Origin of the sequence: Streptomyces canus (genome assembly GCF_041435015.1) — a bacterium.
Lineage (GTDB): Bacteria > Actinomycetota > Actinomycetes > Streptomycetales > Streptomycetaceae > Streptomyces > Streptomyces canus_G.
Map to the genome: position 1 here is coordinate 1,598,741 of NZ_CP107989.1, position 26,672 is coordinate 1,625,412.

A 26,672-nucleotide genomic window follows, 5' to 3' on the forward strand; every position below is an offset into this window, starting at 1 on the left:
GTCATATGCGGCTCCGTGGAGGTGTGTGCGGGGATCACATGTGGGCGCCATGGCTCGGCGCGGGCGCCGGGCTGTGGGCGATGAGATGCCGTACGAGGGTGAGCAGGGTCTGCACACCGGAACTGGAGATCCGTGCGTCGCAGCGCACGATCGGGATCTCCGGCGGGAGGTCGATGGCGGCGCGGACCTCCTCGGGGTCGTAGCGGTACCCCCCGTCGAACTCGTTGATCGCGACGATGAATCCGAGGCCGCGCTGCTCGAAGAAGTCCACGGCGGCGAAGCAGTCCTCCAGTCTGCGGGTGTCGGCGAGGATCACCGCGCCGAGCGCGCCCTCGGAGAGTTCGTCCCACATGAACCAGAACCGCTCCTGCCCGGGCGTGCCGAACAGGTACAGGACGTGTTCCGGATCGAGGGTGATCCTTCCGAAGTCCATGGCCACCGTCGTCTCGACCTTGTTCTCGATACCGTCGAGACTGTCGGTCGCGGCGCTGACCGTGGTGAGCAGTTCCTCCGTGCTGAGGGGGGCGATCTCGCTGACCGCGCCCACGAAGGTCGTCTTGCCTACCCCGAACCCTCCCGCCACCAGGATCTTCAGTGCGGTGGGAAAGGGATCAGAGCTGTCGTCGTAGTCCATCGAGCACTGCCTCCAGAAGAGCCCGGTCAGTCGGGTTGTGGGTGAACTCGGGTGGCTTGGTGGTCAGCGCCCCGCAGTCGACGAGGTCGGACAGCAGCACCTTGGTGACGACCGCCGGCAGCTTGAGATGGGCGGCTACCTCGGCGACCGAGACGGGCGCGCGGCACAGGTCGAGGGCCTGCGCGTGCTCGGGGCCGAGGTAGCCGATGGGGGTGGCCCCGGTGGCCCTCACGTGCGACAGCAGGTCGAACGCGATGGACGGCCGGGTGCGGCCGTTGCTGACCGTGAAGGGCCGCACCAGCCGCCCGGCCGCGTCGTCGAGCCAGGGCCCGTCGCCGGCCGCCGCCACGCTCAAGGCCTCATCGCCGGGGATTCGACGGCGTGCTGCCGGGGCGCGGTCACCAGGTAGGGACGCACGCTCTTGACGAGCATCGCCATCTCGTAGCCGAGCACCGCCGCGTCGGCCTCACGGCCGGCGAGTACGGCGAGACAGGTGCCGGAGCCCGCGGTGGTCACGAACAGCAGCGTCGAGTCGAGTTCGACGACGACCTGACGGACGTCTCCGCCGTCGCCGAAGCGGACGCCCGCGCTGCGGCCGAGGGAGTAGAGGCCGGAGGCCAGGGCCGCCATGTGGTCGGCGCTGTCCCCGTCGAGGCCGTGGACCGACTTCACGAGCCCGTCGCAGGACAGCAGGACCGCGCTGCTGGTGTGCGGCACGCGCTGCACGAGGCCGCTCATCAGCCAGTCGAGATCGGATACATGGCCGGTCGGCGCTTCGCTCGCCATGGTGGATCGACTCCTTGAGGTACGAAGGTCTGCGGGAGCGCTGGGGGGTGGGGTGAACGCGGGGGTGGTCATCCGGCGGGTGCGCTCCCGTCGTGCCGGGGGGTGGTGCGGTCGAGATCGAGACCGTGCGCCTCGGATATGTGGGGCCGCTCCATGGGAGTTACGTCAATGCGGGCGGCGTCGGTCCTCGGGGCGGCGTCGGTCCTCGGGGCGGCGTCGGTCCTGGGGGCGGCGTCCGTGTGGCTCGCGTCGAGGTCGAAGCCGAAGTCGAAGGAGGCGGACGGGGCGGGGGCCGGGGCGGACTCCGAAGAGGTGTCCGTATGTGTGCGGCCCGTTGTCGCCGTGTCTGGGTGGGCCGATCCCATGTGGGCCGGGTCCATGTGCACGGAGTCCATAGGGGCAGGGATGGGGGTGGAGCTCATAGGGCCGGGGGCCGTGTGCGCGGACACCGTGTGTGCCGGGTCCATGGGGTCGGCCCCCATCCGCGGCGCCGGCAGCGTCGTGGTCGGTTCGCCGGGGGCCGGCTCCAGGTGCTGCTGGGCCTCGGCGAGGCTGATACCGCGCTGGAAGGCCGCCATCAGTCCTGGGTCATGGCCGGCCGGGTACTCGGGGTCCTGCCGTGGCGTCGGGCCGCCGCGCAGTTGGGGTGCGATGTGCTCCTGAGCGCGGCGCCGGGGCAGTTGGGGCTTGCCCATGGTGCCGCGCACGGTCCCGGTACGGGGGGTGGGCGGCGCGGTCACATGCTCCGCGACCAGCCGCCGGTCGTCGGGCCTGATCCCGGGCTTGGCCTCGGCCGGCGTCGGCCGCTCCGCACGGGCCCCACGCACCGGCAGCGGCGCAGGCCGCCCCGAGTGCGCTCCACCGCCCTTCGGCCCGGTTCCACCATCATCGGGCTTCCGACCGGGCACGCCACCGGCCGTGGACCCGCTCCCACCGGACCAGGCCTCGCCACCACCCGGAACGCTCCCACCACCACCCGGCACCCCCGAACCGCCGCCCAGGAAGGACCCACCGCCACTCGACGGAAAGCCACGGCCGCCAGACACCTGCCCCGCACCACCCGGCACCGCTGAGCCGCCGTTCAGAAAGGACCCACCGCCACTCGACGGGAAGTCGCTGCCGCCAGGCACCTGCCCCCGGCCACTCGACACGCTCCCGCCGCCGTCCGGCGAAGAGCCGCCACCCCTCGACAGGCGGTCGCCTTCACTCGGAGCGCTCCCCCCGTTCCCCGGGGCCTCCGAGCCACCGTTCAGAAAGAGCCCGGCGCCACTCGCCAGGGAGTCGCTGCCGCCGGGCCCACGCCTCCCACCGCTCGACGCAGCCCCGCCATCATCCAGCGCAGCCCCGTCGTCGGCCGGTACGCCTCCGCTGCCGTGCGTCAGCGACTCGGCACCTTCGGCCATGGATCCGCTGCCACTCGAGGCGCGGTCACCGTCGCGCGGCGCGCGACCACTTCCGTTCCGTCCGGGCCCGCTGCCGTTTCGCACGACCCGGGCGCCCTGCGGCACCGCTCCGCCGCTCTTCGTCGTCGGCGCCGCACTGCCGTTGAGTCCGGACTCTGTCCCCCGGCGCGGGTCGGTCCCGGGACGCGGCTCGGCGGGCGCGCCCCTGTGCCGTGCCTCATGCCCGGTTCGCGGATGGGCCGGCCCCTGCGCGGATACGGCCCTACCCGCGGTTTCCGGCGACTGCGCACCGATCGCCCCCGGCGCCGAACCCAGCAGCGTCTGCGGCACCACGAGGACGGCCTGGACGCCACCGTAGATGTTCGTCTGGAGCCGGACATGGATCCCGTGCCGCTTCGCGAGCTGTGACACCACGAACAACCCGATGCGCCCGTCGGCGAGCAGGCTCGCGACGTTGACCTGGTCGGGATCCGCCAACAGGGCGTTCATCCGGTGCTGTTCGGTGACGGGCATGCCGAGTCCGCGGTCCTCCACCTCGACGGCGAGCCCGGAGGTCACGAGGTTGGCGCGCAGCAGCACTTGAGTGTGCGGCGCCGAGAACACCGTGGCGTTCTCGACGAGTTCGGCCAACAGATGGATGACGTCGGCGACGGCGTGCCCACGCAGCGTGCCGTCGATCGGCGGCACGAGTTTGACCCGTGAGTACTGCTCGACCTCGGCGATGGCGGAGCGCAGCACCTCGGTCATGGAGACGGGGTTGCTCCACTGCCGACGCGAGACGGCACCGCCGAGGACGGCGAGGTTCTCGGCGTGCCGGCGGATCCGGGTGGCGAGGTGGTCGACGTGGAAGAGCCCCTTGAGCAGGTCGGGGTCCTCGATCTCGTTCTCCAGCTCGTCGAGGATGGAGATCTCGCGGTGCACCAGCGACTGAAGCCGCCTCGCCAGGTTGACGAAGACCTCCAGCTTCTGTTCGCTGCCGGCCTGGCTGGAGAGCTGGGCGGCCTGGACGACGGCGGTGACGGCCCCGTCGTGGGCGCGGGCCAGGTCGGCGGCGAGCAGTTCGAAGTCGTCGGCGTCGTCGGGCGGACCGCTGCGAGGGCCGCGCCCCGGCGGAATCTCCCCGCGGCGCAGCCCCTCGACCAGGACCCGCAGGTCGGCCTCGCGGCGCGCGCTGCTGCGGCGCAACGCGCCGACGCGGTCGCTCACCGTCTTGGCGGCGCGGTCGGCCGCCACGGCGGCGATGACGATGGCCGCGAGGGTCACCGAGACGGCCCCGGCCAGGACTCCCCACAGAATGAGGCTGGGTCGTGCCCCGGTGGAGCGGACGGTGAACAGGACGGCCGCGCAGCCGCTGAGGGCGACCGCGGTCGGTGGGAGCACGGCCAGCCGCAGCAATTGCGGCCGTATGTGCGTCTCCGGCAGCGAGGGGGCGGGGCGGGCGACCGGCCGCCCGTGCCGCCCGCCCTCACGGCGGTCTGCGCGTGCGGCCGGGGCACGGAGGTGAGACATCGGTGTCCTTGTACTGGTCCGTCGGTCCTGTTGGCCGGAGGGTCCCGGGCCGGCCGGCCCGGTTCGGCGGGCTCCGGCGTGTGCCCCTGGGGGCTGCTGGGCGGGGTGCCGAGCGGGGCGCGCGGCGGCATGGTCGTCGGTCACCGGCGCGTCGCCTCCCTCCTCCCCGCACCGCGGCTGTTCGCCGTGGGCATGCGTCATGGCGTACCGGTCGAGAGAACCGAAGGCTTCAACCCCTCGTCGCCCGGCGGACACTGACAGTAGTCGCCAAGGCATCAGGCGCGAGCGGCAGTTGACAAAGTCCCCCGCGGAGCGTCCCGCTCTGGTATGAGGTTTCGCACGACTGCCCGGCAAGCAGATCGGCCAGGAATCCCCGAACGAGTGAATACCGATCAGTCCTGGTCAGAAGCGGTCACGTGCGCGCGGCGAGGCTCCAGGGCATACGCGCACCTCGGCCGTCACGTCGGCCGTCTCCCCGAGTACGGCAGACCCACCGACACCCCTCACGAGCGTTGGCCCGAGCCTTCCCGATTGTCACTGACCGTGTCGGTCCGCCTCAGTCGCCGGCCACGGCAGGAAGAGCCCGTGCCGAAGTCGTGCGGGTGCCCTCGTCCGGGAACGCGATCAGGAGGGGCAACTGCCGCTCGCCGGTGCCGAACCCGACGTACCGCACACGGCTGGAGAGCAACCCGCCGACCCGTAATCCGGCGTCGGTCAACACCGTCGCGGATCTACGGCCGCGTTCCCGACCCGCCCCCAAGGGCATCGCACGGTCCCATACCGGAGAAGGGCTCCAGGACCGGAACGGTCACGAACCCCACCCCAGCCCACACCAGCCAACCCCGATCACACGACACGCGCCCGCACCAGCCACGCCCACACCTATCGACGAAGCGCCCCCCGGCTCGCGTCACACCAGCCAGCCCACGCCCGCGCCGATCACCCATCGACGAAGCACCCCCTGACCCGGAAGATCACAAACGCCACCCTGCCGCAGCCCAACACCGGCCGACCCCCACCACACGGCACACGTCCACACCAGCCACGCCCACACCCGCGCGCGGTCACCTATCGACGTGGGGCCCCTTGACCGAAAGGTCACAAACGTCACCCTGCCCGATCCCCCCGGCCGACCCCCACCACACGACACGCGCCCGCACCACCCGCGGCCCCCACACGGAGACCCACCACATGCGGGCATGGTGCCGAGCCCTCTCAGCGGCGGCGCAACCGAAGCCCCCGCGTCCACCGCGGCGGCGTGCCCCGTCCACAGGGCAAAAGGGGCCCCTCACCCGACTCCCCCCACGCCCCTCAGGTGACTGGGCGCCCCCACCCAGGACCGCGGGTAGACGGCGCCCAGCCACCACGAACCAGCAGCCGCCCCACAACACGGTGAGGCAGATCCGCGTCCGTGGCTCAGACCTCGGCCACAGGTACAGGCTCCTCCGCCACCGTCGGCAACGCCGCCCATCCCCCGGCCGGCGCCTTCGCCACTCCCCGCCACCAAGGATCGACCGCCGGGGCGGCCCCGGGCTCGAACGGCTCCCCCGGCCGAGGCGAGGCCATCGCGATGCCGGCCTTGTGGGCCAGCAGCATCGTCCGATCAGCGGGCTCAGCCCAAGGATGCTGCGCGAGATTGAACGTGCCCCAGTGGATCGGCAGCAGCACCCCCTCCGCCGCGTCCCCACCCTGCAGATCCAGATGAGACTGCACCGCCTCTTCAGGCGTCATGTGAATCTCCGGCCAGAACTCCGAGTAGGCCCCGAGCTGGATCATCGTCGCGTCGAAGGGCCCGAACGAGGCGCCGATGTCCTTGAACCCGTCGAAGTACCCGGTGTCACCGCTGTGGTAGACCCGGTGTTCCCCGCTGGAGACGACCCAGGACGCCCAGAGCGTGTGCTGGGTGTTCCGCAGCCCGCGCCCGCAGAAGTGCCGAGCCGGGGTGGCCGTCAGCGTCAGCCCGGCGACCTGGGTCGACTCGTGCCAGTCCAGCTCACGCAGCCGGTCCGCGGACACCCCCCAGTGCTCGAGATGGGCTCCCACACCGAGCGGCACGGCGAAGACGGTGTCCGTCCCGGCCAGTTGCTTGATCGTGGGCATGTCCAGGTGGTCGTAGTGATCGTGGGAGATGACGATCACGTCGACCGGACCGAGCGCGGCGAGCGGCAAGGGCACGGGGTGCAGCCGCTTGGGCCCGGCGAAGGGGAACGGGGAGCACCGCTCGCCCCATACGGGATCGAACAGCACCCGCCGTCCGTCGATCTCGGCGAGCACGCTGGAGTGCCCCATCCAGGTCAGCCGCAGCCCGGTGACGGGCGGCTTGGAGAGGTCGGCGAGCGTCGTGGCATGGACCGGGATCCGGCCTTGCGGAGCACGCTGCCGCCGGGCGTCGCTGTCGAAGTAGCCCTTGGCGAAGTCGATCGCCGACCCGTCGGGCCGGATCCTGGCGGTTCCGCCGGGGTTCTGGAAGACACCGTCTTTGAAGTGGGGGGATCTGCGGATACGCGCCATGCGCTCACCGCTCGGGTCCGCACCGAAGGCCGCGGGCTGCAGCGCGCGGAGCCCGGAGCTCAGGGGACGGAAGCCGGTCACGGTACCTCCAGGGTGGAGTCTCTGAGGCATCCATTATGGTCCGCCCCTCCGACAGTGCCGGCGTCTGTCCGGTCACACGGGTAAGGACGCCGTCGGAGCGGATCACGTTGACAGGGCGCGGCCGGATGCCAATACTGACTCCCCGTTCAGTAGCCGTCCGCCCGCACCGGAGCCCGTGTGACCACCCCCTTGCTGTCGCTCACCTGGACCGACCACGTCACCGGCCACCAGGGCTTCCTGGTCGTCGACCGGCTGGTACGGGGGGTCGCCAGCGGCGGCCTGCGGATGCGCCCCGGCTGCACCCTGGACGAGGTCACAGGGCTCGCCCGCGGCATGACCATGAAAGAGGCCCTGCACTACGACCCCGAGGCGCGGTACATCCCGCTGGGCGGCGCCAAGGGCGGCATCGACTGCGACCCCCGGGACCCGGCGGCGTACGGCCTCCTCGTGCGCTACCTGCGCGCCATGCGACCGTACGTCGAGAGCTGCTGGACGACCGGCGAGGACCTCGGTCTCAGCCAGGACCTGGTGGACCGGGCGGCCGCGGAGGCCGGCCTGGTCTCCTCGATCCAGGCGGTCTATCCGCTGCTCGACGACGAGGCCACGGCCCGGCGGCGGCTCGCGGACGCGTTCGCCCTCGAGGTCGACGGCATCGGACTCGATGAACTGGCGGGCGGCTGCGGGGTCGCCGAGTCGGTCCTCGCGGCCCTGGACCTGGCCGGGGTGCCGCACGCGGGCACGCGCGTGGCGGTGCAGGGCCTCGGCACCATGGGCGGGGCCACGGCCCGCTTCCTCACGCGCGCGGGGCTCACCCTGGTGGCCGTCGCCGACATCAAGGGCACGGTCTTCAACCCCGCGGGACTCGACGTCGAGACGCTGCTGGCCGCCAGGGACACCTACGGCACCGTGGACCGCTCCGCCCTGCGCCCCGGCGACCGCGAACTGCCCGGCGACGCCTGGCTGTCGCTCGACGCGGAGGTACTCGTGCCCGCGGCGGTGTCGTACACGATCGACACCGGCAACCAGGAGCGGATCAGGGCCCGTTGGATCGTCGAGGCGGCCAACATGCCGGTCCTGCCCGCGGCGGAGGCGCTGCTGGCCGCGCGCGGAGTCACCGTACTGCCGGACGTCGTGGTCAACTCCGGGACCAACGCCTGGTGGTGGTGGACCCTGTTCGGCGACATCGGCGCGGACGCGGACGAGGCCTTCGCGCACATACGGCGTTCCATGCGTGCCCTCGTCGAGCAGTTGCTGGCCCGCGCGGAGTCGGACGGGATCTCGCCGCGCGCCGCCGCCCACGCGCTGGTCGCGGACCGGCTGCCGGTGATCGCGGAACGGTTCGGCTGGTACCGCTGACCTGGCCCCTCGGGGCGGCGCCCCACCGAGCGACGGCTTAGGGTGATCCCGTGGCGAGAGTGCGGTTGACAGTGGCCGAGCGGCGCGAGGAACTGCTGCGGGCCGCCATCGAGCAGATCGAGGCGCGGGGCGTGGCAGCCGTCAGGATCGCCGACGTGGCCTCGGCGCTCGGAGTCAGCAACGCCCTGGTGCTCTACCACTTCTCCACGAAGGAGAAGCTGGTCGCCGCCGCGTTCACCTACGCAGCCGAGGACGATCTGGCCCATCTGCGCAAGCTCCTCGGCCGCCGCACCAGCGCCCTGCGTCGGCTTCGGGCGGCGGTTCGCTGGTATGCGCCGACGGGCCAGGCCAAGGGCTGGCGGCTGTGGATCGAGGGCTGGGCGGTGGCCCTGCGTGAGCCGGCGCTCCAGGAGGTCACCCGCGACCTCGACAGGCGCTGGAAGGCGGCACTCGCGGAAGTGATCGCCGAGGGCGTGGCCGCGGGCGAGTTCCACTGCCCGGACCCGCACGCCACAGCCCTGCGCCTCACCGCCCTCCTGGACGGCCTGGCCGTCCAACTGACGTCCTACGCGGGCGCGGTGCCCAGGTCCCGGGCCCAGGCATGGGTGGACGAGGCCCTGGCCCGCGAACTCGGGCTGGACGGCACGGGGTCCGCATACTGACTTCGGCTCGTCAGGGTGAGGTCGGGTTGCCGAGGGCGAGGCCGGTGCCGGCTATGAAGCCGTCGAGGGTTTCGGGCCGGTACTGGAGTCGTTTGAGCCGGTTGCGGACGAGGGCCTCCAAGCGGTCCAGGGCGACTACGGCGAGGTTGGCCAGGCTGCGCTTGACGTGGGCCCACACGCCCTCGACCGGGTTCAGGTCGGGCGAGTAGGCGGGCAGCAGGAACACCGTCAGCCATTCCCGTGCGTCGATCAACTCTCGCATCGTTCGGGAGACATGGGTGTTGAGCCGGTCCCAGACCAACACGATCGGTGCCTTGATGAGCTGGTGGGCGCCGTCGAGCAGAGCGATGAAGTCGCGCTCGCTCATACTGCGGCGCTTGCCGTTGCCCGCGGGGTGGACAACCAGCCGATGGCACAGCCGGGTCCGTGAGCCGGGCCGCATCGCAATCAGCCCGGCCACCGACAGCCGCCCCGAGCGGCGTCCGCTCACCGTCACGACCGGGGTGTGTCCGCGTCGCCCCCAGGTGCGGCCTCGGGGCGGTCGGCGGGTGGAACCTGCTTCGTCCTCGAAGCAGATGTAGCCCCCGCAGGCCGCCCGGGCCCTTTTACCTCCGCCCAGGTCGCTTCCTTCCACATCTTCACCGCCTCCTCGTCGCGCTCGGCGACCCGCCGCACGGGGGCCTGCAGGGAGAACCCGAGCCGGTGCATCAGCCGGGTGGCGCCTGAGACGCTGTAGGAGACGTGGAACTTCCGGCCGATCAGCGTGGCCACCCGCCCAGCGGTCCACACCTGGTCCTCCACCCAGCCGTGCACGGCCGGCCCCTCCTCCAGATGCGCGGCGAGCTTCTCCAGGCAGCGCGGCGACAGACGGCACCGTGATCCGCTCGGCCCGCGCGATACCAGGGCCTCGATCCCGCCGTCCCGCCACAGCTGGTGCCACTGGTAGGCCGACTTCCGGCAGGGCGAAACCGACACGCCTACGGCCCTCAGCTCGCTGTCGCGTACACGATGAGGTTGTCGACAGGGTGCCCCTGCGCGTCGAAGTCGCCGTCGCACGTGATGAGCCGTAGAGCACGTTCCTGGGTCGGCCCGTAGACCTTCTCCGTCGGGAAGGCGTTCTTGGCGACGCTCTCCGTGGCCGTGACGGTGAAGTGGAGGGCTTTTCCCGTCTTGTCGGTGACGGTGATGTCCGCACCCTCCTTGATCTTCTTCAGGTCGTGGAAGACGGCCTCGCCGAAGCGGGTGTCGTTGTGGCCGATGACGACTGCCGCGCCGATCTCACCGGGCACAGCACCGCCCGTGTACCAGCCCGCGGTCATCCCCTTTTCGGCCGGCGGGACCTCGACCGTCCCGTCCGTGTTGAGGCCCAACTCCATCAGCGAACTGGTGATCCCCACGGAGGGAACGGCCACCTCGGCGGGGGCAGCCGGAGCGTCAGAGGCCGCGGGCTGCCCGGACCTCGGGGTGCCGGGTGCGGAGGCGGAGGGGACGACCCGCACTGTCGGGTCGAGGCCGGCCGAGCAGCCGGTGAGCACGCTGACGAGGGTCAGCAGGGTGAGGGTCGCGAGGCGGGCCCGGGACAGGGCCGGACGGTGTGCAGAGGGCAACGCGGGCTCCAGAACAGGGTGCGGAGGTTCACCGGAACGCGTGGTGGCGCCGCCTGGTGAAGGGCGGCGCCACCGCTTCGTACGAGAGGCAGTGCTGCCAGGTCAGCCTTCGCGGCGGGCCGTGGTGCGGCGGCGCAGTACGTAGGTGCCGGCGCCCGCGAGCAGCAGCGCGCCCGTGGCCGAGCCGATGAGCGTGCCGGTGTTGTCGTCCTTGGCGGGGGCCTCGCCCGCGGCGACACCGCCACGCGGGTAGCCCTTGCCTCCGGTCTTCTGGGCTTCCATGGCCTTCCGGGCCTCGGCCTCTTTGAGCGTCTTGGCGTCCTCGGCCTTCTTCTTCGCCAGGGCCTCCTTGTCGGCCGAGGTCGAGTCGGTCGCGCCCGGCGACGGAGTCGGGTCGGTGGCGAAGGCCGCGGTGGCCGGGACGAGCAGCGCGCCGGCCGCGACGCCGGTCAGGACAGCGATACGCAGCGGGCGCAGGGTGAGACGGCGGGACATGTGAGGGCTCCAGTTCCAGCCCGGCTTGGTCGTTCCTGGTTGCCAATCCGCACCAGGTTCCGGGCGTGGCTTCACCCTGACGGCCACTTGTGAGGAAACTGTCAGAGCGCTGTCGTCATCCCATCAGGGTCGACCGGGACCCTCCGGCTTGGTTGACCCGGCCGTCGGCAGCCGCAGGGTGAAGGTGGCCCCCTCCCCCTCCGTGCTCGCCACGTCCACCGTGCCGCCGTGGGCCTCGGCGAGCTTGAGGACGATCGCCAGGCCGAGGCCGCTGCCGCCGGTGCTGCGGTTGCGGGACTTCTCCGCCCGCCAGAAGCGGTCGAACACGTACGGGAGGTCGCCCGCCGGAATGCCGCTGCCGGTGTCGGACACCTCCACGGCGAGCTCGTCCCCCGGGTCGCTGACGTACCGGCGCAGGGTCACCGTGCCGCCGGCCGGGGTGTGGCGCACCGCGTTGGAGAGCAGGTTGCTGACGGTCTGCCGCAGCCGTACGGGGTCGGCGTCGAGGAGCGGTGGGCGAGGGGTGCCCGGCGGCGGTGTCAGGACCGTGAGGGTGACGCCCGCCGTCTCGGCCAACCCCTGGTGCGCGGCAGCGACCTGGCCGAGCAGCTCGTCGATCCGTACCGGCTTCCGGTGCAGCCGCAGGGCGCCCGCGTCGGCCGCGCCCAGGTCCTGGAGGTCGTTGATGAGGTGCTGGAGCTGCACCGCCTCCTCCAGGAGCGAGGAGACGAACGCGGGGTCCGGCACGGCCAGTCCGTCGTGGGCCGCCTCCAGCCAGCCCCGGATGTTGCTCAGCGGCGTCCGCAGCTCATGGGCGACATCGCTGACCATCACCTTGCGCTGCTCCTCCAGGCGGGCCCGGTACGCGGCCATGTCGTTGAAGGCCGCCGTCAGCCGACCGATCTCGTTGTCGGAGACGACGGGCACGGGCACCGGCGTCGCGTCCAGGCCCTCCCGCATGCGCTGGGCGGCGCCGGTGAGCGCGTGCAACGGGCGTACGAGCCTGGCACCCGCGAGTACCGAGGCGCCGACGGTGAGGGCGAGGACCAGGGCGGTGACACCGGCGATGCGGGCGGTGTTGGATCGGGAGAGGTCGAAACCGGGTACGCCGGCGGCACCGGGGCCGTCGATGAACAGGAGCGCGGGCTCGGCGACATAGCCCATGAGCTGTTCCCGGCGGGCGCTGCCGACACAGTTGGCCACGGCCCGGTCGTACGCGCTGTCGCGGATCTCGGCGGGGGCGTAGTCGAGTGCGCCGCCGGAAGCCGCCTTGCGTTCGGCCGTCGCGGCGTCCTCCGCCTTCTTGGCGGCCAGGGCCTTCGCATTCCGATCACTGAGGCCGTCCTCGGCGACGGAGACCGCGTCGTCCCGCCCGTATGCGTAACTCCGGTCCCACGACAGGTCCAGGTTCAGCTTCACGGCGGTGCGGCCCTGTCGTTTCAGACAGGCGTCAGCCAGTTGGTTGAGGGCGCTCAGGGCCTTCCGCTCGGTCGCGGTGGGACCGACCGGGTAGGACGCAAAGCACTTGGCCTCCATGTCACGGTCGGTGACGCTGTCGGTCCCCTCCCCGGTCTCGTCGCTCACGAACTGGACGCGGGGCCGTCCGCCCGGGCTCTCGACGACGTCGGCGGCGATACCCATCTGGCTGAGGCACGCCACCCTCCCGGCGGCGGCCTTCCGCAGTGCGTCGTGTTCCTTCGCGGGCAGCCGGAAGGGCCCCACGGCCCGTGGATCGACGCGGTCGGCGCCGGCCTTGGCCGCGTCGGGCACCAGCACGGTGTCGACGTTGCGCGGATCCACGACCGCCGAGGCCTGCTGAGCGAGCAGATCGTCGGACGAACCGCCGCTCGCCGAGCGGGAGTCGGCCGAGTCCACGATCGGGCCTCGGCCCGGCGTGGTGAGCACGATCCGGCGCCCGGACTCCTGGGCCAGGTCTCGCACGGTGGCGTCGACGCCGTCCCAGCCGGGGTGGGTGGCCGCGTAGCCGAGGAGGGTGTTGTAGATCTTCGCGTCGGACCTGAGGTTCTGCCCCTGCTCCTGGCGGATGGCGACGGAGGTCGTCTGCACGGCCAGCCAGGCGGTCGCGGCGACCGAGCACGAGGCCACCAGCGCCGTCACGGTCAACAGCCGCCCCGCCAGGCTCTTGCGCAGCGGCAGCCGGGTGGCCCTCGCCGCAACTCCCTTGTCAGGACGACGCATGGCGCACGTTCTTCGCGGGGTCCGTGAGTTTGTAGCCGACGCCGAAGACGGTGATGAGACGGGCCGGCCGTCGTGGGGCGCGCTCGATCTTCTTGCGCAGGTTCATGACGTGCACGTCGACGGTCCGGCCGCTGATGTACTTGTCGAAGCCGTGCAGCTCGTCCAGGAGCCGCGCCCTGGTGAAGACCCGGCCGGGCTCGGCCGCCATCGCCGCGAGGATACGGAACTCACCGGGTGTGCACTCGACGGGCGTCCCGGCGACCGACACCTCGTGCCGCGAGGGATCGACCCTGAGCGCGCCGACCGTCAACGCCTCGTCGTCCGGGGCCGCTTCGGGCTCCGTCGAGGCGGGAGCGGGTACGGTCGCCGGAGCCGGGTCGGGGCCGTGCCGGTTGCGGCGCAGCAACGTCCGTACCCGAGCGGTGAGTTCACGCGGGCTGAACGGCTTGGTCATGTAGTCGTCGGCGCCGAGGTCGAGGCCGAGCAGCAGATCGTCCTCGGTGCTGCGGGCCGTCAGCATCAGCACCGGCACCTCCCGGCGTTCGGCGCGCAGGATCCGTACGACGTCCAGGCCGTCGGCTCCGGGCATCATCACGTCGAGGACGACCAGGTCGGGTTCCTGGTGCCGGACCGTCTCGAGAGCCGTCCGGCCGTCCTCGACGACCGTGACGGCGTGGCCCTCGTGCTCCAGGTAGCGGCGCACCAGTTCGGCCTGCTTCGCGTCGTCTTCGGCGACCACAATGTTTGCGCACACGCCGCAGATCGTAGCGACCACTGGCGCCGGGAGGTCGGAAGTGCCCTTACCGTGAGGGCGGTTCGGTGGTGGACAGGCGAGGGTGCAGGGCCGCCGTCGAGCGTCCCGTGAGGTCGAGGAGCAGCTCGGCGAAGAGGGCGTCGCCCCAGCCGAACCAGGGGCGGGTGAAGGTCGCGGGGTCGGCCAGGGACAAACTCGCGGCAACGGCGTTGACCAGCGCACCATTTACGCGTTGCACGCCTCCATCACCCAGGCGGCTGCGCAAAAGGTCCCGGATGACGTCGTGCAGGCGGACGCGCCCGCCACGGGCCGAGTCCAGCTCCAGAAGGGACAGACCTCCAAGCGCGGAACAGAGGTCTCTGGACTGATACGCGGCGAGCTTCTCCAGGCAGCGCGGCGACAGACGGCACCGTGATCCGCTCGGCCCGCGCGATACCAGGGCCTCGATCCCGCCGTCCCGCCACAGCTGGTGCCACTGGTAGGCCGACTTCCGGCTCACTCGGAGGCGCTGGGCGACCTCCGGCGGCTTGATCTTCTGCTCGAACAGCACGGCCGCCTGCCGCCTTACGGCCTCCCGACGCTGCCGTCCCGCAGCGGTCAGCCCGCCCCCATCCGCATATCGCACACAGCACGAAATACAGCCCGCACCCCTGGCCCAACAGGCACATCGCCAAAGATCACCCTGACGAGCCGAAGTCAGTAACGACGGAGGGGCGAGAACCGACCAGCCCGGGCACCGCGCACGGCTCAAGCCACCGAAGCGATCCGCGTCTTGATGTCGTCCGGCGACAGCACACCCTTGGCCGTCACATGGTCCCCGGAGGACTCCCCCCGCAGCCGGCGCCCGATCCACGGCACCAGATACTCCCGAGCCCAGTGGACGTCGTCCCGTCGCACGTCCAGCGGACCGCGCGGCGGAAGCGGCGGCCACGGCTGGTCCGGGTCGGCCGGGACCTCAAGGCCGAGGACCTGGCCCGCGCGGAGCGCCACACGCGTGTGCCCCTCCGGGGAGAGGTGCAGCCGGTCGCCGTCCCAGGCCCGCCGGTCCTGAATGGTCTTCAGGGACCACAGGTCGAGCACCGGACATCCGTAGCGGTCGGCGACGGCCCGCACATGTCCGTTGTACGTGGCGATCTTGCCGCGCAGATGCTTGAGTACGGGAACGCCACGTGTGTCGAAGCCGGTCGTCACCATGACCCTGCCGCACGCCTCGGTGAGCCGGGAGATCGCCCGCTCGAAGCGCTCGGCGACCTCGTCGGGGTCGGTACCGGGACGGATGATGTCGTTGCCGCCGGCGCAGAACGACACCAGGTCCGGTGCCAGTTCGACGGCCTGCGGAAGCTGATCCTCGACGATCTGGTCGAGCAGCTTCCCGCGTACGGCGAGATTGCTGTACCTGAAGTCGCCCTCGGGCCGCCGGTCCGCGAGAAGTACCGCGAACCGGTCGGCCCAGCCGACGAACGCCCCGTCGGGGCCGGGGTCGCCGACGCCCTCGGTGAAGCTGTCCCCCACCGCCACGTACGACCCGATCACTGAACTGCTGTCATTCTTCGAATCGTCTGCCACAGCCGTTCATGATTCACCTTCGAATGTGACCTACGCGACCGTAGGAAGGGCTTGACGGGCGGTGAGATAAGCCACTCCTAAAGTGTTCGCCAAACGAGGAATAGGTCTCTCATCGGGAATGTTGACGCTGCGACCGCCACACCCTGAAGTCGCTGATCCGGAAGTGGCTCCAGGTGGTGCGGAACGCGAAGTGCCCCTTCGTGTAAGGCTCCCGGTCGCTGTAGTCGAAGACGAGCCGCCCGTTGTCCCACCACTGCACCTTGGAGCCGTCGGAGACGATCCGCACCCGGTTCGGCTCGTTCGCGACGAGCAGCGGCTCGGTGTAGTCGTAGATCAGCGGCCGCACACCGGACTCCCCGACGTATCGGCGCAGCCGTGTCGTGGTGTTGCAGTTGGCGCCGTAGCCCGAGTAGTACGTCTTCAGGTAGTCGTACTCCGCGAGCGCCCCGCCCCGTCGGGTGGCGAAGAGGTCGTCGGGAGACCGGACGTCGACCGCGTTCCAGAAGTTGTTCAGGTCGGACACCCGGTCGTTGGCTCCGCCCTCGGAGACAGGCGTGGCGGTGTACTCCAGGACGTACGGTCCTTCGAGCGGCTGCCTGAACCAGATCGTCGCGCCGGCGGGCACGTCGACCTCCAGCACTCCGCGCTGCGCGGTGACCGTGCCGCCCTGCTCCAGTTCGACGGCCCAGCGGCCGAGGCCGTGGCGGAAGTCGTCGTGGGCGATGAGGCGACGGTGGTGGGGCGACGCGCTCGCACCGGCTGCGGGGGCGAGGGCGGCCAGGGCGGAACCGGCGACGAGGGATCCGAAGGCTCTACGCGTGGTCGTCATGGGAGACGGCTCCTTCCGGGAGCCCGGGCACACGAAGAGTCTGTGCGCCCAGGCGGCAGCTGGTGTACGTGGATTGCGGCGAGCAGCGCACGGTCCGGGCGACTCGGTGATGTGGTCGGCGGGCGCGGAGACGAACCCGCTCAGCGGGGCGGCCCTGGCGTGCATCAGTGCCGGCCTCCGGGAAGGGCCACGATCCGGTCCGCCACCTTGCGGTGCCCTGGGCGCCCGGATGGACGGTGCCGTTGAAGTCTCCTGGCGCCGCGTCGAGCCCGCCCGTTGCCGGCCCGGATCGCCCTCCGCCGCCCGAAGCTCTCAACACAGCGACCTCCGAAAGCCCCAGAAAGCGCTTGCACCACCACGGAGTTCACTCTGTCCCCACCCTCCCCCGCCTGTCGACGCCCTGAGCACGTCTGCCACAAGAACGCAATGAAATGATCATGAAGGCGCAGAGCCGCTCAGCGGGAACACCGAAGGCCGGACCCGGGGATCGGGGTCCGGCCTTCGGTGGCACAGGGGGGCGTTGTCAGCCGACGGCGACGCCCTTCGAGCGGAGGTAGGCGACCGGGTCCACGTCGGAGCCGTAGTCCGGCGTGGTGCGGATCTCGAAGTGCAGGTGCGGGCCGGTGACATTGCCGGTCGCACCGGAGAGGCCGATCTGCTGGCCCTCGGTCACGGTCTGACCGGCCGAGACGGAGAGCTGGGACAGGTGGGCGTACTGCGCGTAGTAGCCGTCGTTGAGCTTGATGACGACCTGGTTGCCGTAGGCGCCGCCCCAGCCCGCGGAGACGACCGTGCCCGCGGCCACGGCCTTCAGCGAGGTGCCGGTCGGGACGACGAAGTCGACGCCGGTGTGGTAGCCGCTGGACCACATGCTGCCCGCCACGCGGTAACCGGTGCCGATGGTGGCACCGGTGACCGGCAGGGTGTAACCGCTGGAGCTGGTGGTGGCGGAGCTCTGGGTGGCGGCCGTCGAATTCGCGGACGACTTCGACTCCGTCTTCTTCGCCTTCGAGGAGGACGAGGAAGCGGAGGACTCGGTCTTCGTCGTGCCCGTCCTGGCCTTCTTGCCGATCGAGAGCTTCAGACCGGGGTGGATCAGTGACGGGTCGTCGCCGATGGCAGAACGGTTGTCGGCGTACAGCTTCTTCCAGCCACCGCTGACGTTCTGCTCATCGGCGATCTTCGAGAGATAGTCGCCGACGCGCACCGAATAGGTGCGCACCGTCGAGGTCTTCGCGGCGTTCTTCTTCGCGGCCGTCTTTTCGGCGGACTTCTGCGTGACAGGAAGCGACTGAACGGCCTTTTCCGACACGGACTGAGAGGTGGCGGCGTGCGCGCCGGTGGCCCCCATGAGCGGGAGGGCGAGAGCGGCGCCTCCGGTTCCGGCGACGGCTATCGAGCGGACGAAGCGCTGGGACTTCGGACGGCGGTGCTTACCCTTCGCGGGCATGGTGAATTCCTCTCCGGCGCCTGCGAGGTGAGCTGTCGGGTGCGGGCTGGAGATGCCCGGCCGCGTCGAGACGCGACTTAACCCCAAGCCGTTCCGGAGACCGGAACAGGCGGAACTACCTGTGGGTCCCCCGCTCCTGCCGTGCACGGGTGAGTGAGTGAGCGGAATCCGTTCGGCGGCAGGATTGGGCGTCCGACCGGATCGGTGGCGAACGTAAGCGAACAAGACGCAAAGGGACAAGTGAGAGGTTCCCTGCGTATGCGTTCCTGTTGATCGCTTAAGAGAATTACCGGTCACCCTGCGTGAATCGGACGCCCGTTACCCGGCCCGAATCCCTTGGAAAAACCTGCGAATTACGTGAACATGACGGGCGACACACCGTCACGGATATGACGCTCCTCACGTCACGAATTCACAGGAACCCTGACTCCGGAAGGAATTGGAAGGAAGCTATTAATTCGGACAGAAGCCCTAGATGCGTCGCAGTCGGATAACCGTCGCATCGAGGTCACCGCGCAAACCGGTACGAAGTCCGTGATGCAGCAGTACGGCCCCTCGGTGCACTTCGCCCGTTTCGGGGCATTCATACGACGCTGTCGGGTCGAGTCCGCGCAGCCGCAGCGCCGGGACGGGCTCGCCGTACTGCTGCGCCTGGAGCCAGGCGAGGACGACGGTCTCGTCTCCGAGGGCGTACTGCACCGCGCTCAGCCCGCCCCGCGGAGGCCGCAGCCGGTAGAGGTCGCCGCGCTGCACCAAGGGCCGGATCTCCTTGTAGAGAGCCACCCACCGTCCGGCCTCGGCGAGCTCCTCCTCGGTCCACTCCGCGAGGTCCCCGCCGACCCCGAGCACCCCGGCCATCGCACTCACGAACCGGAACCGCAGCGAGCTCACCCGGTCGTTGAGCTGGGTGTTGGGGCTGTCGGTGACCCAGGCGGCCATCACGCGCGCGGGGTGGATCTGGCTGAAGCCGTACTGAATGGCCAGGCGGTCGAGCGGGTCGGTGTTGTCCGAGGTCCACACCTGGTCGGTGCGGCTGAGCACCCCGAGGTCGATCCGGCCGCCGCCACCCGAGCAGGACTCGAAGGCGACGCCCGGGTGAGCTTCCCGCAAGCGGTCCAAAAGGGCATAGAAGCCGTGTACATGGTCGACCCACAGACGCTGCGGATAGGGGTCACCGGGCCAGCCCGCGTCCGTGAAGCAGCGGTTGAAGTCCCACTTCACATAGTCGATCGGGGCCGAGGAGAGCAGGGTGTCGAGCTGCCCCCACAGGTACTCCTGGACGTCCTCGCGCGCGAGGTTCAGCACGAGCTGATTGCGGAACTCCGTCCGCTTTCGTCCCGCTTGGTACTGCACCCAGTCCGGGTGGGCACGGTAGAGCTCGCTGTCCGGGTTGATCATCTCCGGCTCGACCCAGATGCCGAACTGCATGCCGAGCCCGTGCACGTGCTCAGCGAGCGGCTTGAGTCCGTTCGGGAAGCGGTCGGGGTTGGGCGCCCAGTCGCCGAGCCCGGACCGGTCGCTGGTGCGGGCACCGAACCAGCCGTCGTCGACCACGAACAGCTCGACGCCCATCTCCGCGGCCCGCCGGGCGAGGGTGCCCTGCTGCTCCTCGGAGATGTCGAAGTTCGTGGCCTCCCAGGAGTTGAACAGCACGGGACGGTCCTCGTCCGCGCCCGGGATGACGTACGCCCGCTGGTAGGCGTGCCAGGCACGGCTCGCCCCGCCGAACCCGCTGTCGCTCCAGAGACCGGCGAAGACAGGGGTCGTGAACGACTCCCCGGCCGCCAGCCGGAGCAGACCCGAGTCGTCGTATCCGGCGCCCCCGGTGATCTGAACGCGCGCGTCGGGCAGTTGCGCGACGGCGATCCGCCAGGACCCCGACCAGCCGAGGGCGACACCGTAGACCTCGCCGCGCTCCTCGGTGGCGTCGGTGTCGAGGGCGACCCAGGGCAGGTGCTGGTGCCCGGTGTGGCCGCGGCGGCTGCCGATGACCTTCTCGCCGTAGGTGAGGGGGGTCTGCGTGAGCAGGGACTCGGCGGCCCAGCGGCCGTGCAGCTGGGAGAGCCGCCAGCCGTCCTCGCGGTCGGGCAGGGTCCAGGTGGCGGAGTCGGCGCGCAGCAGCTCGACGGGTGCCGGGTCCTGGTTGTCCAGGGTCACCCAGCGCTCCAGGACGTCGTGGCGCATCCGGTAGTGCAGCGTGACGGTCAGCCCGCCGTCGCGGAACCGCAGCCGCAGTTCGTCGCCCTCGGTGTCGTACGCCTCGAAGCTCCACTCGGTGCCGCGCCGCTCGTCGGTGCGCACGGACAGGGCCGGGCGTGTGAAGCGGGGGCCGCCCTCGACGGGGTACTCCTCGCGTCCGTCGAGCGGGGCCTCGAAGGGCCGGTAATCGGGCAGCGGGCTCACCGCGAGGGCCTCGGCGTCGGCGAGGGCGATCCGCGGGCCCCAGTGCAGGTGCAGCAGCTCGTCCTCGGCGGTGAGGTGCAGGGCGTAACTGCTGGTCGGCCCGGACAGAATCCATGTACGGCCGTTCTCGGCGATCTCCAGCATCGTGCTTCCCTCACAGATTCGAACAGGTGCCAACAGGTGCACTCAGGCACCAACATCATCAATGGCCACCCGCCCCGGCTGCAACGGCTGTGGACAAGTCATTGCCGGCCCTGTGGACAACTCATTGCCCCAGGAACCCATGTCGTATGGTCGAGAGCGTGCCCGTCGACGAGCAGCGCCGACGGTGCCCGGCTGGGAGGAGCCCCCGTGACGCAGCAGATCCCGTCGACCGAACCGGAGCTGGCAGGTGTCCGCAACTTCCGTGACGTGGGCGGACTGCGGACGGCGGACGGACGGCGGGTGCGGTACGGCGTGCTGTTCCGCAGCGGTCACCTGGCGCACGCGACGGAGGACGACGCGGCCTTCCTGGCCTCCCTGGGTCTGCACACGATCTTCGACTTCCGCAACGCGGCGGACCAGAAGCTGGAGGGCCCGGACGTCGAGCTGCCGGGCGTCGCCAATGTGAACCTGCCGCTGAGCGACCCGGCGGAGGGCACCTGGTTCTGGAAGATGGTCCGCGACGGGGACATAGAGCAGCTGCGCGAACTCCTCGGCGACGGCAGGGCCGCGCAGCGGATGATCAACTCCTACCGCACGATGATCAAGGAGCGCACCGCCGAGCACTCCCAGGTGCTGCGCTCTCTCGCCGAGGACAGCGTGCCCGCCCTCATGCACTGCGCGGCCGGCAAGGACCGCGCGGGGCTGTCCGTCGCGGTGACCCTGCTCGCCCTGGGCGTGGAGCGCGAGGCGATCGTCGCCGACTACCTGGAGTCGAACGCCAAGCACCGCCGCTACAAGGTGCGCCGCACCAGCACCTCCGCCGACGCCTACTCCCCCGAGGTCATGGAGCTGCTCAGTCCCCTGTTCGAGGCGCGCGCCGAGTACCTGTCGGCGGCCTTCGAGACCATCGAGGAGACATGGGGCAGCGTCGAGGTGTATCTGGAGGAGGGCCTCGGCCTGACTCCCGAGATCCGCGAGCGGCTGCGGGACCGGCTGCTCGACTAGAGCCGTACGGCCGCTACTGTCCGGCCCCCACCTCGAAGAGGAAGTAGATGAAGGCCGCGAAGACGTGGCCGACGGCGATGTAGACGATCAGGCGCACCCACAGGGCGCGGGGGAACTTCTCCTCCATGTCTTTCATGGGGTCTCTCCAGGGGTGGGGCCCAGGCACAGCGTGGCCGTGGGACTCTGCAACAGGGTGTGGACGAACAGGAGCTCGACTCCGTCGGGATCCTGGGCGGCGATGCGGTGCGGGGTCAGCGAGTCGAAGTGCGCGCTGTCGCCCGGGCCGAGCCGATGCGTGGTGTCACCGAGGCGCAGCCTGAGCCGCCCCTTGAGGACGTAGAGCCATTCCTCGCCGGGATGCACCCGCACGATGTCGCCCTGCGAACCGTGCGGCACCCGCACCCGCAGGGCCTGCATCCCACGGCCGGGCGCGCCGGCCTGGACGTACGTCCAGCCGCCCGCCTCGGTCGCCTCCATGTCGGCCGCGCGCACGACGGAGTCCCGCTCCGCGACCGTCTCGCCGAGCAGTTCCGAGACCGTCGTACCGTAGATACGGGCCAGCGCGAGCAGCATCGGCAGCGAGGGCTGGCGCTGACCGGTCTCCAGCCGGGAGAGATGGGCGGGTGACAGCCCCGCGGCACCGGCCGCGGCCTCCAGGGTGAGGGAGGCGCGGCGGCGCAGGGCGCGAAGCTGAGGAGCCACCGAGGGCAGCTCCGTGAAGGCTTCCGAAGAGCTCATACCTTCATTGAGCCGGAGTATTGCCTCTAGGGCAATTTTCTTGCCTTAGAGGCAAAAAGCTCCGGACGGGCCGCTACCGGTTGGCCACCGCCTGCTTCACCAGCGTCTTGCCGAAGTCCCACATCAGCCCGCTGCCGCTGTGCGCGTCGTCCATCACGTCGGTGAACGCGTCGACGAACCGGTCCACCTCCTTCTCCCCGACGACCAGCGGCGGAATCAGCTTGATGACCTCCAGATGGTCGCCGGAGACCTGGGTGAGGATCCGGTGCCGCTGCAGGAGGGGGACGACCACCATCTGCGCGAACAGGCCCTTGCGCGCGGCCTGGAGCATGGTCCAGCGGCTGCGCAGCTTCAGCGACTTCGGCCTGCCGAACTCGATGCCGATCATCAGGCCACGGCCGCGGACGTCGGCGAGCAGCTCGTACTTGTCGACCAGCGCCGTGAGCCGGGACCTCAGCAGGTCGCCCGTGACGCGGGCGTTCGCGACGATCTGCTCGTTCTCCATGACCGAGAGGACCGCGAGGCCGGCCGCCATCGCCTGGGCGTTGGATCCGAAGCTCGCCGAGTGCACCAGCACCCGGTCCATCGACGAGTAGACCTTCTTGAAGATCCAGTCCTTGCCGAGGGTGGCGCCGACCGGCACATAGCCGCCGGAGAGCGCCTTGGCCACGCACACCAGGTCGGGCTCGACCCCGTCCTCGTGCTGGTAGGCGTAGAAGTCCCCGGTACGGCCGAGCCCCGTCTGCACCTCGTCGGCGATGAGCAGCGCCTTGTGTTTGCGCAACAGCTCCTGCGCGGCCCGCAAGTAGCCGGGCGGGGCCTCGTGCACCCCCTTGCCCTGGATCGGCTCCACGACCAGGGCGGCCACGTCGCCCTTCTTCAACTCCCGTGCCAGTGCGTCGAGATCGCCGAGAGGAACGGCGGTGTCGGGCAGCAGGGGCGCGAATCCGTCCCGGAAGCCCGACTCGCCGTTGACCGACAGCGACCCGGTGGTCAGCCCGTGGAAGGCATGGTCGCAGTACAGCACCCGGGGCTTCCCGGTGGCGTAGCGGGCGAACTTCAGCGCGGTCTCCACCGCCTCGGTGCCGCTGTTGCCGAAGAACACCCGGTCCAGGTGCGGGCTGTGGGCGAGGAGCTTCTCGGCCAGCAGCCCGGGCAGCGGCTGGCAGTCGAAGCGGGTGAGGTCGGCGAGCTGGGCGTCGAGGACGTCGTGCAGTGCCGTGCGGACGACGGGGTGGTGGCGCCCCAGGCCCATGACGCCGAACCCGGCGAGCATGTCCAGGTAGTCGTTGCCGTCCGCGTCCCAGAAGTAGGCGCCCTCGCCGCGCTCGTAGACCTTGTCGAAGCCGATGGTGTGCAGCATGCGCGGGAGCTGGTGGTTCAGGTACCTGCCGTGCAGCTCGTAGCGCTCGGCTCCGCGCTCGGCCAGGAGTCTGCCGAGATCGAACTCCGTGCTCATTCAGCCTTCTCCCTGACTTCGGTCTGTGCCTTCACGGCCAGACTCGCGCTGATCCGCCCCGCCACCTCGACCGGCGTCAGACCGATGTCGGCGAGCACCTCGCCCCGCTTGGCGTGCGCGAGGAACTGCTCCGGGATCCCGAACCGCCGTACGGGTACGTCGACTTCGGCGTCACCGAGCGCCAACGCGACGGCGGCGCCCACTCCGGCGGCCCGGCTGTTGTCCTCGACGACGGCGACCAGCCGGTGTTCCGCGGCGAGGCCGGGCAGCGAGGGGTCGACGGGTTTGACCCAACGCGGGTCCACCACCGTGCAGTTGATGCCCCGCGCCTCCAGCAGCTCGGCGGCCTGGAGGCACACCGGGGCCATCACACCGACGGCCACCAGCAGCACCTCGGGCCGCTCGCCACGATGCAGCACGTCCAGGCCACCGACCCGGTCGATCGCCGGCATCGAAGGCCCCACGGATTCCTTCGGGAACCGCACCAGGGTCGGCGCGTCGTCCACGGCGACCGCCTCCCGCAGCTGCGCCCGCAGCTGGTCGGCGTCCCGAGGAGCGGCGATCCTCAGTCCGGGGACGACCTGGAGGATCGACATGTCCCACATGCCGTTGTGGGAGGCCCCGTCGACGCCCGTGACCCCGGCCCGGTCCAGGACGAACGTGACCCCGCAACGGTGCAGGGCGACGTCCATCAGGAGCTGGTCGAAGGCCCGGTTCAGGAAGGTCGCGTACACGGCGACGACCGGATGCAGCCCACCGGTGGCAAGACCCGCGGCGGAGACGGCCGCGTGCTGCTCGGCGATTCCGACGTCCCACACCCGGTCGGGGAAACGCGCCGCGAACTTCCCGAGGCCCACCGGGTGCAGCATGGCCGCCGTGATCGCCACGACGTCCTCCCGCTCCTCCCCGATCGCGACGATCTCGTCGCCGAACACCGAGGTCCAGGAGGGCCCGTTGGACGGCGCGAGCGGCTCACAGGTGAGGGGGTCCATCACACCGACGGTGTGGAAGTGATCCTCTTCATGGGCCAGGGCGGGCTCGTAACCGCGCCCCTTCTCCGTCAGGCAGTGGACGAGAACCGGTCCGTGGAAGCGCTTGGCGCGCCTCAGCGCCGACTCCACGGCCCCGATGTCGTGTCCGTCGATCGGGCCGACGTACTTCAGCCCGAGGTCCTCGAACATGCCCTGCGGTGCGAAGGCGTCCTTGAAGCCCTTCTTCGCGCCGTGCAGGGACTCGTAGACGGTGTTGCCGACCAGGGGGGTTCTGAGGAGTACGTCCTTCCCCCAGGCCAGCACCTTCTCGTAGCCGTCGGTCGTGCGCAGCGTGGCCAGGTGGTTGGCGAGCCCGCCGATGGTCGGCGAGTACGACCGCTCGTTGTCGTTGACGACGATGATCAGCGGCCGGTCCTTGGCGGCCGCGATGTTGTTCAGCGCCTCCCAGGCCATGCCGCCGGTGAGCGCGCCGTCGCCGATGACCGCGACGACATGCCCCTTCGCCCCCTGCACCTGGCGGGCCTTGGCGAGCCCGTCGGCCCAGCCGAGCGCGGTGGAGGCGTGGCTGTTCTCGACGATGTCGTGCTCGGACTCCTCGCGCGAGGGGTAGCCGGACAGGCCGCCCTTGCCGCGCAGCTTGGAGAAGTCCTGACGTCCCGTCAGAATCTTGTGCACATAGCTCTGATGACCGGTGTCCCACACGATGCGGTCGACCGGTGACTCGAAGACCCGGTGGAGCGCGATGGAGAGTTCCACCACCCCCAGATTGGGCCCGAGGTGTCCGCCGGTCCTGGCGACCGCGTGCACCAGGAACTCCCTGATTTCTTCGGACAGTTCGCCGAGATCCGACTCGGACAGCGCCTTCAGGTCGCGTGGTCCCCGGATGTTCTCCAGAATGGTCACGCTCGGGCCCCCTTCGGTCCGTGCTGTTCAACTCACGGTGACGGCCGGCTCCCCCGACGCGACGCCGTCCTGCTCCATCTGTTCGGCGATCTTCATCGCCTCCTCGATGAGGGTCTCCACGATCTTCGACTCCGGGACGGTCTTGATGACCTCGCCCTTCACGAAGATCTGCCCCTTGCCGTTGCCGGAGGCGACCCCGAGGTCCGCCTCCCGTGCCTCGCCGGGACCGTTGACCACACATCCCATCACCGCGACCCGCAGGGGCACTTCCATGCCCTCGAGACCCGCCGTGACCTCGTCGGCCAGCTTGTAGACGTCGACCTGCGCACGCCCGCAGGACGGACACGACACGATCTCCAGCCGGCGTTGCCGCAGGTTCAGCGACTCCAGGATCTGGATGCCGACCTTGACCTCCTCGACCGGCGGGGCACTCAGCGACACCCGGATGGTGTCGCCGATCCCCCTGCTGAGCAGCGCGCCGAAGGCCACCGCCGACTTGATCGTCCCCTGGAAGGCGGGCCCGGCCTCCGTGACCCCCAGATGCAGCGGGTAGTCGCTCTGCTCGGCGAGCAGCGTGTAGGCGCTGACCATCACCACGGGATCGTTGTGCTTGACGGAGATCTTGATGTCCCGGAAGCCGTGTTCCTCGAACAACGATGCTTCCCACAACGCCGATTCGACGAGCGCCTCCGGAGTCGCCTTCCCGTACTTCTGGAGCAGTCTCCTGTCCAGCGACCCGGCGTTGACCCCGATCCGGATCGGTGTGCCGTGGTCCTTCGCGGCCCGCGCGATCTCCTTGACCTTGTCGTCGAACTGCTTGATGTTGCCGGGATTGACGCGTACGGCCGCACAGCCGGCCTCGATCGCCGCGAAGACGTACTTGGGCTGGAAGTGGATGTCCGCGATCACCGGGATCTGCGACTTGCGCGCGATGGTCGCCAGGGCGTCCGCGTCGTCCTGCGTGGGACAGGCGACGCGGACGATCTGGCAGCCGGACGCGGTGAGCTCGGCGATCTGCTGGAGCGTGGCGCCGATGTCCGACGTACGGGTCGTCGTCATCGACTGCACCGACACCGGGGCCCCGCCCCCGACCGCCACCGGTCCGACGTGGATCTGCCGCGACAGGCGCCGCTCGGCGATCGGCCGGACCGGCACCTCGGGGACGCCCAAGGAAATGGCGGTCATG

At 70.5% G+C, this 26,672-nt stretch carries 22 protein-coding genes, 1 pseudogene and 1 riboswitch; of the genes and pseudogenes, 3 read left to right on the top strand and 20 right to left on the bottom strand.

Features of this window, described 5'->3' with window-relative positions; translation table 11 throughout:
• Positions 1-34: 34 nt before the first annotated feature.
• From OG841_RS07470 to OG841_RS07490, 5 genes are all read right to left on the bottom strand, one after another.
• A complete protein-coding gene (locus OG841_RS07470; protein ID WP_007386183.1) occupies positions 35-634 on the bottom strand; it encodes a GTP-binding protein in 600 nt (199 codons plus the stop codon).
• Complete coding sequence (locus tag OG841_RS07475; protein ID WP_057610221.1) at positions 612-983, bottom strand: DUF742 domain-containing protein; 372 nt, start codon at positions 981-983, stop codon at positions 612-614. Before OG841_RS07475 ends, OG841_RS07470 begins: the two co-directional genes overlap by 23 nt.
• Positions 984-985: 2 nt before the next feature.
• Complete coding sequence (locus OG841_RS07480; protein ID WP_123994033.1) at positions 986-1,420, bottom strand: roadblock/LC7 domain-containing protein; 435 nt, start codon at positions 1,418-1,420, stop codon at positions 986-988.
• 68 nt (positions 1,421-1,488) lie between these two features.
• Complete coding sequence (locus OG841_RS07485; RefSeq protein ID WP_371564127.1) at positions 1,489-4,332, bottom strand: ATP-binding protein; 2,844 nt, start codon at positions 4,330-4,332, stop codon at positions 1,489-1,491.
• A 1,416-nt stretch (positions 4,333-5,748) separates the two neighbouring features.
• Entirely contained in the window at positions 5,749-6,924 is a 1,176-nt protein-coding gene (locus OG841_RS07490) for an MBL fold metallo-hydrolase (protein ID WP_371564129.1), read from the bottom strand.
• Between the two features lie 177 nt (positions 6,925-7,101).
• On the opposite strand from OG841_RS07490, the gene OG841_RS07495 reads away from it, so the two are divergent.
• Together OG841_RS07495 and OG841_RS07500 are read left to right on the top strand one after the other, a co-directional pair.
• A complete protein-coding gene (locus OG841_RS07495) occupies positions 7,102-8,280 on the top strand; it encodes a Glu/Leu/Phe/Val dehydrogenase dimerization domain-containing protein (protein WP_371564131.1) in 1,179 nt (392 codons plus the stop codon).
• Positions 8,281-8,330: 50 nt separating this feature from the next.
• Complete coding sequence (locus tag OG841_RS07500) at positions 8,331-8,942, top strand: TetR/AcrR family transcriptional regulator (RefSeq protein WP_328642161.1); 612 nt, start codon at positions 8,331-8,333, stop codon at positions 8,940-8,942.
• 10 nt (positions 8,943-8,952) lie between these two features.
• Here the strand turns inward: OG841_RS07500 and OG841_RS48615 are convergent.
• From OG841_RS48615 to OG841_RS07555, 10 genes and pseudogenes are all read right to left on the bottom strand, one after another.
• Positions 8,953-9,998, bottom strand: a protein-coding gene (locus OG841_RS48615; RefSeq protein ID WP_442759696.1) for an IS630 family transposase whose coding sequence is annotated in 2 segments (ribosomal slippage) — positions 8,953-9,546 and positions 9,549-9,998 — 1,044 coding nt in all. Because the reading frame shifts where the segments join, the coding sequence is not laid out codon by codon here.
• Positions 9,929-10,549 carry a class F sortase gene (locus OG841_RS07515; RefSeq protein WP_371564136.1) on the bottom strand — a complete coding sequence of 207 codons (621 nt, stop codon included), beginning with the start codon at positions 10,547-10,549 and terminating at the stop codon, positions 9,929-9,931. The genes OG841_RS48615 and OG841_RS07515 overlap by 70 nt, the downstream gene beginning before the upstream one ends.
• A 102-nt stretch (positions 10,550-10,651) precedes the next feature.
• Positions 10,652-11,044 (bottom strand): hypothetical protein, encoded by a 393-nt coding sequence (locus tag OG841_RS07520; protein ID WP_057608497.1) that lies wholly within the window; start codon positions 11,042-11,044, stop codon positions 10,652-10,654.
• 123 nt (positions 11,045-11,167) lie between these two features.
• Positions 11,168-13,243: a sensor histidine kinase gene (locus OG841_RS07525; RefSeq protein ID WP_371564139.1), complete on the bottom strand. Its 2,076-nt coding sequence runs from the start codon at positions 13,241-13,243 to the stop codon at positions 11,168-11,170.
• Positions 13,230-13,997, bottom strand: a complete 768-nt coding sequence (locus OG841_RS07530; RefSeq protein WP_328642157.1) for a response regulator transcription factor — start codon at positions 13,995-13,997, stop codon at positions 13,230-13,232. The genes OG841_RS07525 and OG841_RS07530 overlap by 14 nt, the downstream gene beginning before the upstream one ends.
• Positions 13,998-14,364: 367 nt before the next feature.
• Positions 14,365-14,622, bottom strand: a pseudogene (locus tag OG841_RS48620) (helix-turn-helix domain-containing protein); the annotation flags it as partial.
• Between the two features lie 122 nt (positions 14,623-14,744).
• Entirely contained in the window at positions 14,745-15,530 is a 786-nt protein-coding gene (locus tag OG841_RS07540) for an SGNH/GDSL hydrolase family protein (protein WP_328642156.1), read from the bottom strand.
• A gap of 142 nt (positions 15,531-15,672) precedes the next feature.
• Complete coding sequence (locus OG841_RS07545; protein WP_371564142.1) at positions 15,673-16,392, bottom strand: DUF6250 domain-containing protein; 720 nt, start codon at positions 16,390-16,392, stop codon at positions 15,673-15,675.
• Positions 16,393-16,915: 523 nt separating this feature from the next.
• Positions 16,916-17,842, bottom strand: a complete 927-nt coding sequence (locus OG841_RS07550) for a M23 family metallopeptidase (protein ID WP_328642154.1) — start codon at positions 17,840-17,842, stop codon at positions 16,916-16,918.
• 2 nt (positions 17,843-17,844) lie between these two features.
• Positions 17,845-18,016: riboswitch (cyclic di-AMP (ydaO/yuaA leader) on the bottom strand.
• A 297-nt stretch (positions 18,017-18,313) separates the two neighbouring features.
• A complete protein-coding gene (locus tag OG841_RS07555; RefSeq protein ID WP_328642153.1) occupies positions 18,314-20,389 on the bottom strand; it encodes an alpha-galactosidase in 2,076 nt (691 codons plus the stop codon).
• Between the two features lie 207 nt (positions 20,390-20,596).
• Between OG841_RS07555 and OG841_RS07560 the strand changes: the two genes are divergently transcribed.
• Positions 20,597-21,394 carry a tyrosine-protein phosphatase gene (locus tag OG841_RS07560; protein ID WP_328642152.1) on the top strand — a complete coding sequence of 266 codons (798 nt, stop codon included), beginning with the start codon at positions 20,597-20,599 and terminating at the stop codon, positions 21,392-21,394.
• Positions 21,395-21,407: 13 nt separating this feature from the next.
• On the opposite strand, the gene OG841_RS07565 is transcribed toward OG841_RS07560, so the two are convergent.
• From OG841_RS07565 to ispG, 5 genes are all read right to left on the bottom strand, one after another.
• Positions 21,408-21,530, bottom strand: a complete 123-nt coding sequence (locus OG841_RS07565; protein WP_266510521.1) for a DUF6126 family protein — start codon at positions 21,528-21,530, stop codon at positions 21,408-21,410.
• Positions 21,527-22,132 (bottom strand): helix-turn-helix domain-containing protein, encoded by a 606-nt coding sequence (locus tag OG841_RS07570; RefSeq protein ID WP_328642151.1) that lies wholly within the window; start codon positions 22,130-22,132, stop codon positions 21,527-21,529. Before OG841_RS07570 ends, OG841_RS07565 begins: the two co-directional genes overlap by 4 nt.
• A gap of 73 nt (positions 22,133-22,205) precedes the next feature.
• On the bottom strand, positions 22,206-23,591 hold the full coding sequence (locus OG841_RS07575) for an aspartate aminotransferase family protein (protein ID WP_328642150.1): 1,386 nt from the start codon (positions 23,589-23,591) through the stop codon (positions 22,206-22,208).
• The gene (gene dxs / locus OG841_RS07580; protein ID WP_328642149.1) at positions 23,588-25,486 is read right to left on the bottom strand and encodes a 1-deoxy-D-xylulose-5-phosphate synthase; all 1,899 of its coding nucleotides are present in this window, start codon (positions 25,484-25,486) and stop codon (positions 23,588-23,590) included. The genes OG841_RS07575 and dxs overlap by 4 nt, the downstream gene beginning before the upstream one ends.
• 27 nt (positions 25,487-25,513) lie before the next feature.
• Positions 25,514-26,671, bottom strand: coding sequence for a flavodoxin-dependent (E)-4-hydroxy-3-methylbut-2-enyl-diphosphate synthase (ispG, locus tag OG841_RS07585; RefSeq protein ID WP_328642148.1), 1,158 nt, complete (start codon positions 26,669-26,671; stop codon positions 25,514-25,516).
• Position 26,672: the final 1 nt, after the last annotated feature.